The sequence below is a fragment of the uncultured Arthrobacter sp. genome, assembly GCF_947493765.1.
GTDB lineage: Bacteria > Actinomycetota > Actinomycetes > Actinomycetales > Micrococcaceae > Arthrobacter_D.
On the sequence record NZ_CANLSZ010000020.1, the window covers coordinates 1 to 3,413 of the forward strand.

The 3,413-nt window shown below is 59.2% G+C and carries 2 protein-coding genes and 1 pseudogene; all 3 read right to left on the reverse strand.

Features of this window, described 5'->3' with window-relative positions; translation table 11 throughout:
* Window positions 1–250 precede the first annotated feature (250 nt).
* Complete coding sequence (locus Q0747_RS13825; protein WP_298255623.1) at window positions 251–949, reverse strand: hypothetical protein; 699 nt, start codon at window positions 947–949, stop codon at window positions 251–253.
* A 98-nt stretch (window positions 950–1,047) separates the two neighbouring features.
* The gene (locus Q0747_RS13830; protein WP_298255625.1) at window positions 1,048–2,370 is read right to left on the reverse strand and encodes an ISL3 family transposase; all 1,323 of its coding nucleotides are present in this window, start codon (window positions 2,368–2,370) and stop codon (window positions 1,048–1,050) included.
* A 368-nt stretch (window positions 2,371–2,738) separates the two neighbouring features.
* Window positions 2,739–3,413 (reverse strand): annotated as a pseudogene (locus Q0747_RS13835) (hypothetical protein); the annotation flags it as partial.

Sequence of the window (3,413 nt, forward strand, 5' to 3'; positions counted from 1 at the left end):
TGACCAACTACATCGCCCGATCACTCCTGGAGACAGGCGGGTTCAGACCACAACTACACCCTCGATTGGGATGAGCCTGATAAGGTCGCGTGCTCTGTCGACGGTGGAGAGGTCAGCGCCACCGAATTGCGCATGTAGATCTGGGTTCTCCTTATACGCGACCAGTAGAGCGGGAGCATCTTCCGGCGTCCACGGACGCAGCTGAACGGTCATACCCTCATTGTGCCGAACGCGCGGTTGGCGATGGGCGTTAGGGCACAGCAACAAAAGCAGCAGCGGGAGCGCCGGCAAGATCGCTCGGTACACCCTCATCGCGAAGTAGGAAACCGACGGTGAACACGACAAGCATTGCGACGAGACGATGAAGATCCAAGTTCTCATCGAGAACCGGAGGGTTGCCTGTGTCGATGGTGTCGTCTCTGCTGGCAGGTGCGTATTGACCAGCAAGGAACCCAGTCGCATGGGCCCAGGTCGAATCCGAGCGCCACAGGCGATAGATGACGGCGCTGTTCATGCCCGTAGCTCTGACCGCATCCGTCAGATTCTTTGCCTGTTCCTTCGCCTGCTTATCGGTGGATGCGTCCAGTGCGAAGTGCTGCATCGCGGCAACATCGATAGAGGACTCGAGGCCCATCTCTTTCATGTGCTTATCTGTTGTCACCTCAGTTGCAACTCCATGGGCAAGCATCGTATCTACGGCCTGCTCGCGATCGGGCTGCGGCATATCTGCAAGCCAGAGCAAGCGGAGTGCTAGTTCCCAAAAAGCGCGCCGATTGGGTGCAGCGGCGTGTGCCATTCCTGCTTTGGTCAGTTCTGAAATGACTATGCTCTGCTGGAATGTCGCTCGCATCCAGCCCACCACGAACTGGTTGGTCCTAGTCAGCGGTACCCCCCGAAGATCTACGGCCAACACCGCTTTGGCGGAGCGAAGGGTGACGTCAGCGTTCACTAGGTGTTCTGCGCGCTGACGCGATCGCTGGCGGGTTTTCTTTGATCGACTACCACTCATGTGATGACACTGTTCCTTATTAAACGGGCCCTTCGCATTTAGGCGTGGTTGGTTCGTTTCGTGCGGTAGGGGCGGTGGCCGCCGGCGGCGAGGAGGCAGCGGAGTCTGTAGTTGGTGAAGTTGCGGAATCCTCGGGCGATGCGGCGGGTGGTTTCGATGACACCGTTCACGGCTTCGGTAGGCCCGTTGGACGCGCCGTCGGTGTCGAAGTACGCCAGGATCGCGGACTTCCACTGCCGTAGTGTCCGGCCGAGTCGTGCGATCTCGGGGATCGGACAAGAGGGGAACGAGGCCAGGATGGTGGCGACCAGGGCCCGGCCCTTCTCCGGTTTGACGTGATAGATCGAGCGGAGCTGTTGATAGCACTGCCAGGCGAGGGTGACTTCGTGGTCGGGGTCCCCGAGGTCGAGCTTGGTGTTCAGGCGGGCAACTTGTTTGTCGGTGAGGTGCTCGACCCCGCATTGCAGGGTCCGTCTGATTCCGTAGAGCGGATCCCCGCTGCGTCCGCGGTGCCCGAGGGTGTTCTGCTGGACACGGCGGCGGACCTCGTCGACCATGGCCGAGCCGAGCTTCACGACATGGAACGCATCGAGCACGGTGATGGCTTCGGGGAGTTCGTCGCGGATCGCGTTCGCGTACCCGCGGAACGGGTCCAGGGCCGCAGTTTTGATGCCGGTCGTGAAGTTCGGGCCGTGGTCGGTGAGCCAGGTGGCGTAGGCCTTACCCGACCGGCCCGGAACGAGATCCAGCAACCTCGCATGAACCACGCCGTTCGCGTCGCGGGTGTGGTCCACGATGCCGGTGACCATACCCGTGCCCGGTGGTCCGGTGTGAGCCCAGACGTGCTCATCGACACCGAGAGCGTCGACTCCGGTCAGCCGTCCGGGCCCGGTGGTGCGGCGGATCGCCTCGGGTGTGATCGCGTCCCAGAGCGTGTGCCAGGACACCCCGAGTTGATAGGCCAGGGCGGAGACTGAGGTGTCGTAACGGGACAGGGCGTCGACCGCCCACCCGATGGCACGAGTAGTGAGCTTCGACCGTGGACCGGCCAGCGGGTGCTCTTCGGTGAACGTGGTCTTCGGGCATCCCGGGTCGGGGCACCGCCAGATGCGTTTGGACCAGACCAGGCGCACGGGCCGGCCAAAACACGGGATGTCATGCAGCCGGACCGGTCGGCGTCCGTGGCCGACCGCGATGACTCCGCAGGCCGGGCAGCCAGCGATCGTGTCGCCGGTTTCAACGCCGAGGACCAGGGCCGTCGGCGTTGTCGTGACGGTAGTGAGGTGGATGCTGGCGACGCCGAGCATGGTGTCCGCGCGTGCGCACCAGCGGTCGCCGGAGCACGACATAGAGTTATTCATGTCAGGGTCTCTTCTGAATCTCGGTTGCTTGGTCGCTACCAATTCAAAGAGGCCCTGACCTCATTCCTCCCACACCACGCCGCAACAACCCCAGCGAACCCCTGCCGCGTTAGTCCCCGACCGCCCTACCCACGCTCAACTGCGAAGGGCCATTAAACGAGTTAGATCCCTTAGCGCGATCCCGGACTATCTGCTCCTACATTGATAACGGAGGTAAGTCTCGGAATTTTCTACAGTGAACAGAACACAACGCTTGTGGTGCTGCCCGAGAAGTAAATTTTTATAACCAGAAAGGCTGATGCAAAAATAATTTAGCATCCGTTTTTCTGGTTTTCTACGGGACAACTGATGCAGGAAACAGTGTTGTTCTACCTATCTAAAGCGTCCATGAGTTCGATTGTGGCAATGACGGTCCAGAAAATCCAGTCAAGATACTCGCTTCCACGAAGATCCTCCTGGTCCTGTCCCCTATGCCGGATTGAGAACTTATTCGCAATCCGGAACAAGTCCGACACATCGTTAGATGAAAGCTTCTTCTCCATCCTTTTGCGTTTAGGCTCCAGTTCGCCATACAGAAGAGCGATGGCAGCTCGCTTCTCTGCCAATGATGCTCCGTTCTTCCTGAACATACGGATGGCATGGGCTACCTCGTCTTGCGGGAGTTCAGCCCTCTGCTCAATTTGCTGAGTAGCTAATTTATTCAGTGGTGAGTTGAAGTGACGAATCAAGCGTCCTCGTTCTTCGCCTACTGCTCCCAAACGAAGAGGAACGTTGTGCGCTTCGAGGAGTGAGTTAACCCTCCATCTATATATTACTTGCCCTGACTCTGCGCTATGGTCTCGATAGTGCAAGCCATCGCAAAAGGAATGGAATGATGTTGACCTTGGCCTACTGGCGTTGTCGTGGAAGAACTCCACTAAACTGTATATTGCGGCTTCTTCAAGCTCTTCTGCCTGTGCCTTATCCGGCTCTTCGGACATCCGGTGGGGGTGAGGATCTGAGGCTGTCCGGTTGAGGGGTGGCGGGAAGGGGTCGAGGTCCCC

Bases quoted from the DNA above. Each gene is read 5' to 3' on its own strand.
- Q0747_RS13830 (WP_298255625.1), bottom strand. From the start codon at position 2,370: ATGAATAACTCTATGTCGTGCTCCGGCGACCGCTGGTGCGCACGCGCG.